The sequence below is a fragment of the Phycisphaerae bacterium genome, assembly GCA_035384605.1.
Lineage (GTDB): Bacteria > Planctomycetota > Phycisphaerae > UBA1845 > PWPN01 > JAUCQB01.
Map to the genome: position 1 here is coordinate 1 of DAOOIV010000173.1, position 7,581 is coordinate 7,581.

The 7,581-nt window shown below is 62.3% G+C and carries 4 protein-coding genes; 2 read left to right on the forward strand and 2 right to left on the reverse strand.

All coding sequences use genetic code 11. From position 1 onward, the window contains the following. Positions 1-29 precede the first annotated feature (29 nt). Positions 30-1,169, reverse strand: coding sequence for a uroporphyrinogen decarboxylase family protein (locus PLL20_21010; GenBank protein ID HPD32481.1), 1,140 nt, complete (start codon positions 1,167-1,169; stop codon positions 30-32). Between the two features lie 446 nt (positions 1,170-1,615). Between PLL20_21010 and PLL20_21015 the strand changes: the two genes are divergently transcribed. Both PLL20_21015 and PLL20_21020 read left to right on the forward strand, forming a co-directional pair. Further along, the gene (locus PLL20_21015; protein ID HPD32482.1) at positions 1,616-2,722 is read left to right on the forward strand and encodes a hypothetical protein; all 1,107 of its coding nucleotides are present in this window, start codon (positions 1,616-1,618) and stop codon (positions 2,720-2,722) included. Between the two features lie 306 nt (positions 2,723-3,028). Then, positions 3,029-6,169 carry a M1 family aminopeptidase gene (locus PLL20_21020; protein HPD32483.1) on the forward strand — a complete coding sequence of 1,047 codons (3,141 nt, stop codon included), beginning with the start codon at positions 3,029-3,031 and terminating at the stop codon, positions 6,167-6,169. 413 nt (positions 6,170-6,582) lie between these two features. On the opposite strand, the gene PLL20_21025 is transcribed toward PLL20_21020, so the two are convergent. Then, entirely contained in the window at positions 6,583-7,545 is a 963-nt protein-coding gene (locus PLL20_21025; GenBank protein ID HPD32484.1) for a thrombospondin type 3 repeat-containing protein, read from the reverse strand. Positions 7,546-7,581: the final 36 nt, after the last annotated feature.

The window sequence follows — 7,581 nt, forward strand, 5'->3', positions numbered from 1 at the left end:
CACGTCCGGTTCGGAGGGAGGGGGGACGGTCAATCCGTCCTTCCTACCCCTATCCGTTCCCCATTGAACGCCGCCACTTCCTGGAGCATGGCGACGTAGTTGCGGATCGGGATGTAGTTGGCCACGCTGTTGCCGGTGCCGACGGCGTATTCGCCACCGGGTGTGCATTCCTCCAGGATCCGCCGCACGTACTGCCGGACCTCCTGCTCGCTGCGGCGGCTGATGAAATCGACGTCCACGCCGCCGATGATCGCGATGCGGTGGCCGTATCGCCGCTTGACCGAGGTCACCGGTTCGATGACGTCCTCAAAGCTGTGGCGGGCATCGATGCCCACGTACTCGATCAGGTCTTCCATCACCGCGTCGATGTTCCCGCAGGCGTGGAGCAGGTACGGTTTGCCGGCCGCGTGGGCCGCCTCGGCAATCCGCCGGTGCCACGGGAAGATGTATTCGCGAAGGTGCTGGGGCGAGATCATCGTGGCCGTCTTGAAACCCAGATCATCGCCCATCCATACCGCCCGCACGGCCTCATGTTGTGCCGCCTGCCGGTAGAAATCGAGAAACCGCTCGCCCACGCGATTGACGACATCGCGGGCCAGGTCCGGCTGATCGTGCAAAGCCATGGAGAACGTCTCGAAGCTCATCAGCCACATCGCCCACTCAAGAATGCCCGACGATGTCATGATGATGCCCATGCCCGGCGGGGCGTTCTCGGCGATGAAATCAGTCTGCCGCCGGTTGAACGGCGACGTCGGCCAGGGGTATGCCTCGAAATCCTCGCGGCTGGTGATGACACCCTCGGTCTCGTTGACCCAGGCGCGATCGCCCAGTGCCAGTTCGGCGGTGTTGGTCGCGCACGCCACCTTCCGCACGGGGTAGACCAGCCCGTCCATGCCCGCGTTGATATACGCCGGCCCGGCCAGTTTCTGGTACTCGATCCGCCAGAGCCAGTACCGCTGCCACTCCGCGTAATCCCTGTTCGCGGCCACGGCCGTCCAGTGATAGCCCAGCACCGCCTGAATGAAGTCGTGATCGGTGAACAACTCGACCACCGGCACCTGATCGGGCACTTTGCGGCGCAGCACAAGCTCCACCTGCGCCCAGTCCACGTCCATTCGGGGATACGCCTCAGCCCAGTGCATTCCGATGCCTCCGTTGCGCCATCTCATGGTAATCCATCGGCCGGGCCGGGCAATCGGGTCCGTGATGCATTCGGGGTCTCTTTCAGAACCCCGAGCGTACCTGTCCGCCGTAGCCTTGGCGAAGGCGGAAGCGAGGGGCCCTTGACCGATTCCCACAAGCGGGTCAAGGGCAGGCCTGACAACAACGTGGCCGCACCACAAAAAGGCCGCTCCCTTACGGTCGCGGTTCTGACAGAACCGCGACCAGTGCCACGGACCCGGGGCAATCTTGCTCTGCCTCGCCTCCTTTCCCCGATGACGGTCAGGCATTATGGTAAACGCCGCTCCCAGAAACGGGCCGCTGGTCCCAGATTCCCATCTGGGACCTCTCGGGTGACGATTCCCATCGTCATTGGCGCCGAATGCGGAAAGGATTCCGCGAACGAGTGCGGCCCAGAAGCGTTCTGGGCCAAGCAGAAACGGACAGGTTGGGCATGAACGATTTTCGCGATCTCGGGCAGGGGAGCAAAATGCGTGCAGCTTCACCGATCCTCGTCGTCGCCGAACCCGACAAGTCAAGTGGAGACTCCTGGCGCCGGTTCCTCGCCGTCCTGTGCTTCATGGAGTTTTACACAGGACTTGTCCGCAGCGGGACAATACTGTGGGAATCTTGGAGCGATGACTTCTCGCCGTTGTCCGCCAACCCGATGTTCTGGGCGAACGCGATCTTGTTGTTTCGTGCTTTCTGTCTGTATATCTGCGGAAGGGCCTTGTGGTTCGGATCGAAGCACGCCGGCCGTTGGGTGTTCATAGCTCTCGTCCTCACACTGGTCACCTTGATCTGGGTTGCCTGGAGCGACTACAGAGCCTTTTGTGAGATTCGCGGATCATCGCTTCCGATCTGGCCGGCGCGGCCCTGGGCCAACTTGAGTTACATCCTGAGAAACGCAGTCCAGATGGTTCCATTGCTGACCTGCTTCGTCATTTCGCTTCTCTTCCGGCGGTCCGCCACTGGAAAGGGTGAGCCTCACACAGCCCGCTGGGTCGTTCTGGCGAGCGCATGGTGTTTCGCCGTTGCAGTGGAAGAACTGCTCGTCGGCAACGCAGGCGCGTTTTTGGCCTTCTGCACTCAGAGCATTCACCTGGAGACCGGTGCCCTGTATGTCTATGCGGCCGTCGTGGCCGGTACGGGTGTGCTGCTAATCTTGAAAGCTGTGCCCGCACGCACCGCAGCCCTGATACTGGCTGCCATCGGGGTAGTATACGCCGCAGAAGAGAGCTTCGTCCTGCCGTGGCTCGTCAATATTGCGATCCATGCCTTGTACCTGAGCGTTCCCGGTTATCCGGGCGGTCTTTCATATCGCTGGGTCCACACCCGCCAGGAATTCCTCGGTGTGTTCGTCGACTCTGTCAGGCTGGTCGGCCCTTGGTTGCTGATCGCCTTGTACGCCCGTTTCGTGCCGATGCGGACGCCGCCGGATGACGGATCGCCCTATCCGCGGCGCTACTGCCGCAAGTGCCTGTACAACCTGCACGGCCTCGAGTCCGATCGCTGCCCTGAGTGTGGAACCGAACTCGGGACTGGGTCGCCGACGGCGTAGGCCGGACCGGATGGTTTTTGCCCTCCCTTGTGCCCAGCGGTAGGGTCCGCCCTGGCGGACCGCGCGGCTCTCTCCAGAGACGCTGTTAGCATGGGAAAGCCCGGATCCAAAGAAGAAACCGCTCGCTCAGGGAGAATACTGCTATCGGTCCGGGGCCTCCATGAGGTAGAATGGCAGTTCGGCGGTCGGCCCCGGATGCGGCCGGCCGGACAGTGTCGGAAATGCCAGGTCGCACGGTTTGTCGATCGCGTTCGACTGGATGAATCCGGTCCGCATGTCGGTATTCAGATCGCGGAGGACGGAAGCTTGCGAACACATCCGTTTGCCCCATTGGGTTTTAGCGGCGTCATCGTGGCGGCGGTATTGCTGGCGGTCGTGCCTGCGGTCGCCGCACAGGACGGCTCGGATCATTGGTGCGAGCTTCACGGCGAGGGGAAGGACGGTCTGTGCGGCCGTGCGATGCTTGCCGAAGCGTATTTCGAGCAACTGGGCAGACTGCCCGAGGCGGCCGGCGACGCCACCGAGGGCGTTGACGACACCGATATCACGCATTGCCTCCTGGACATCGAGGTCAACCCGGTCACCGAGGTTGTTTCCGGATCCAACACGTTGAGCATCACCAGCCGAATCGATGGATTGAGCGCGATCACACTGGATCTGCGCGACAACATGACCGTCAGCAACGTGACGATCGGTGGGGCTTCGATGGGCTTCACGCGCCCGGGCCATCAGGTGACCATTACTCTCGATCGGTCCTACAACACCGGCGAGAGTTTCCAGGTGAAGATCGACTACTCCGGCACGCCTCAGAACCTGAACTGGGGCTCGTTCGATTTCGGCACACACGCCGGTACGGCGGTCGTCGCCTCACTGAGCGAGCCGTGGTACGCCCACACCTGGTGGCCCTGCAAGGAGGACATCCACGACAAGTTCACGATGGATATGTGGGTTACCGTGCCGAACTGGATGATCGTTGCGTCGAACGGCGCCCTCCAGGGCACCGACACGCTCACCGGCAGCCGCAAGCGATTCCGATGGCGCGAGAGCTATCCCATCTCCGTCTATCTCGTTTCGGTGGCGATGACCAACTACACCAAGTGGACTGAATGGTACAACCACGCGGGCGGGTCGATGCCGGTCGAGTTCTACATCTATCCGGAGGAGCTCGCCTCGGTCCAGCCGCTGCTGGTCGACGTCGTCACCATGATCGAGACGCTCAGCGCACCGGCCACGTTCGGCGAGTACCCGTTCATCAACGAGAAATACGGCATCGCCCAGTTCGAGTGGTGCTGCGGCATGGAGCACCAGACGATCACCAGCCAGGGCTCCTTTCCGGAACGCCGCACGGTACACGAATTGGCCCATTCCTGGTGGGGCAACGACTTGACCTGCAAGACCTGGCATGACATCTGGCTTAACGAGGGTTTCGCCCGCTACGCCGAGGCGCTGTGGTACGAGCGCAGGCCCGGAGGCAGCTACGCGGCGTATCTTCAGCACTTGCAGGAATACCGCCCGACTTCCAACGGCCAGTACGGGACCGTCTACCGGTACGACATCAGCACACCCGACCTCATCTTCAGCTCGACCTACTCCTACAACAAGGGGGCGTGGGTGCTGCACATGCTGCGTCATGTTCTCGGTGACGCAACGTTCTTCAACGTCCTGGCAAGCTATCGCCAGATGTATACCGGCAAGGCGGCCGACACCGATGAGTTTGCGGCCGTGGTCGCCGCCGTCAGCGGCCGGCCCATCGACTGGTTCTTCGACCAGTGGGTCTACGACGACGGCGCTCCCTACTACCGTTTCGGCTGGGAGACCGAGCAGATCGGCCAGCAGCACTGGGCCCGCGTATGCGTCGAGCAGTACCAGACGGCCTATCCAAACTTCAGAATGCCGATTGACATCACGGTGACCAGCAGCGGCACTCCCGTTACCCACGTCGTTGAGCAGCAGGCCGATACCCAGTGGTATCTGCTGCCGGCCGACGGCCCGGTCACCAATGTCCAGTTCGACAAGGACACCTGGATTCTGAGGGGCGCGGGAACCGCAGTGAGCTACATCGAAGGGCCTCCCAAGCTGCTCGCGACATCGCCCGCCCCGGGCACGACCTTCGACCCCGCCCCCGAGATCACCGCCATTGAATTGTGGTTCAGCGAGCCCATCAGCTACACGGCCGGCGATTTCTCGGTCACCGGCAGCGTGAGCGGACCGCAGGAGTTCAGCGTCAACTGGGATACGGCGGCCTACAAGATCACGTTGTCGTTCGCAGCACCGCTGGCCGCCGATCAGGTCTGGACCGTCCAGGTTGCCGCCACGCTCACCTCATCGGCGGGTGCCAAGGCCCTCGATGGCGAACTCGATGCCGGGTTCCCCTCGGGCGACGGTGTGCCCGGCGGCAACGCGGTGTTCTCCTTCACCCTCGGCCAGTCACCGCCGCCCTGCTCGGATCCCTTCGCTGACGCCGACGGCGACGGCGACGTGGACCAGGCGGATTTCGGAGCTTTTCAACGCTGCCTGACCGGCGACGGCGATCCCCAGGAAACCTTCGACGGCGTCGGTTGCCGGTGCTTCGATCACGATGACGACTGGGACGTTGACGAGATCGAGCTTTCGCTGATGCTGGCGTGCATGAGCGGCCCGGGCATCATGGCCGATGAGACTTGCGACGACCAGTGGACGCTGCTGGCCGACGATTTCGACGCCGGCGCCTCGGCCGGAAACTGGACCGTCTATGCGTCGTCGGCCGACTACACCGCCGACTTCGCTTTTGACTACTCGACTCGCGGGATCCCGCCGGCCCCCAACTCGACCGGCGGAACCACGATCGGCCTGCATTTGACCGTCAATAGCAACGACTCGACGCCGGCAACCGCTGCCGTCAGCCTTTTCCCCACCGGCCGAAGGTTCAGCGGTAATTACACGCTGGCTTTCGACATGTGGATGAATTACGCCGGCACCGGCGGCGGCGTCGGCACCACCGAGATGATGAACGCCGGAATCAACACGGTCGATACCCAGGTCATCTGGCCCGGCAATCCTGGCAGCGGCATTTTCATGGCCGCGACCGGCGACGGCGACGACACCATCGATTATCGCTGCGACGTCGGCTCGACGCTTCTGGCTCCGTCATCGGGCGCTTACGCCGCAGGCACACACAGCACCGCCCGGGACAACACCGACCCCTATTATCAGAGCCTGTTCCCCTCGCCGCCGTTCGAGACACGAGGATCGCCCGGCAAGCAGTGGGTCCGAGTCGAGATCGCCCAGAACGCCGGCACCGTTACCTGGAAGCTGAACGGAACGCCGATCGTCAACCTGACCGGCGCGGCCTACACCGCCGGCAACGTGATGCTCGGCTACATGGACCTGTTCTCGTCGATCTCCGTTCCCCCCGAGGACACCTTCATCATCTACGACAATGTCACGGTCACAGCCTCCGCCCCGTGACCGCCTTCGGGCGTCGCTGTCTCTCCGTGGCTCGAATTCCGATCCCAAACCGGTTGGCGTCTCGATGATGTATCCCGAAGCCCGGTAGGTCGTGCTCCGCACGACATCCTCTTGTCAGACCAACGGACTAACAGACCAACAGACCAACGGACTAATAGACCAATAGACCAACAGCCCAGTAGGTCGTGCTCCGCACGACGCCTTCTTGCCAGACCAACAGACTAACAGACTGATGGACTAATAGACCATTATTCATTCTTCGATCCCGGCCCATCCTCCTCGTTTCCATCTTCGCCCTCTGCCTTCTCCCGTCTCGCGCCGCCAAACTAGCTGCGTCCCCGTTTCGGCTTCCCGTTGCAGATCCCGCGCTTGACAAGACGGGGGCTAATGGGTGATCCCTTTTGCGTCCCCTCTTATGTATGATCCTGACTGATATGCCCCGACTTGAGGCGGCTGACCATCCCGATCACCATCAGACCGGCCACCACCAGCGGCACCATGGTAGCTAACCCCATCCCGCACACGGCCGGTCGTGGTCCGGTCCCGTCGTGAGGTTCGATGGCTGCATCGCAACCGTCCGGCATGCCGTTGCCGTCTGCGTCGACATGGTCATCGAAACCCGGACACAGGTCGCATTCATTGCCCACACCGTCGTTGTCGTCGTCAGCCTGATCCGGATTGGCGTTCGACGGACAGTTGTCCGCCTCATCCATGCGGCCGTCGCCGTCCGTGTCGGCCATGAACACGGCCGTCAACGTCGCCTCACGCAGGATTGGCAGCAAGATGTCCGTCTGCCCCAGGGCGAATGAAGTCCCGTCGTCGGATCGCCAATACACAAAACGCAATCCGTTGAAACTCTCGGGCGCAAGCAGCGAGACTTGGGTTCCCTCGTGCCGATGAAAAGCAAAGGTCGTGTTCTGCGGTTCGCCGTCCACCTTCATGATTACACCGCTCAGCGGTGCGGAGGACATGCTATTGTGTCCCGGATCTCCCGCGACCGCCGGGCCTTTGGCCTGGCTTTCGACCGCCTGCACCAGGACCGTATAGACCGGTTCGCCGAAAGCCGGCGGGGGCGGGAAGGTCGGAAACTCCAGCTCCGCCTTTGTGTAACACATCACGAGTTGGTCCACCCGCACCGGTTCTTTCATGGCCGTTCCGCCGAAGCTCAACTCGATTGTTTTGATGGGCTGATCGGCGTAAGTCGCGCCCAGACCGATGAAACCGGTGATTCCCTGCGACGCATCAGGCAGATGCCGTTGTACCTGGCCCATGACGTAGCCGTCACTGTCGTAGGCGGTCAGAGTGGCCGTGTCGCCTTCGGGGCTGCCGGGCGTCATCCGGCCGACGTACAGACCCACTAGCCCCTGATCAAGCATACTCCGGCGAGGTTTTCTCGCTTTGTTCGTAAAAAA

Coding starts and splice junctions, on each gene's coding strand:
- PLL20_21010 (HPD32481.1), bottom strand. CDS start 1,169: ATGAGATGGCGCAACGGAGGCATCGGAATGCACTGGGCTGAGGCGTAT.
- PLL20_21015 (HPD32482.1), top strand. CDS start 1,616: ATGAACGATTTTCGCGATCTCGGGCAGGGGAGCAAAATGCGTGCAGCT.
- PLL20_21025 (HPD32484.1), bottom strand. CDS start 7,545: ATGCTTGATCAGGGGCTAGTGGGTCTGTACGTCGGCCGGATGACGCCC.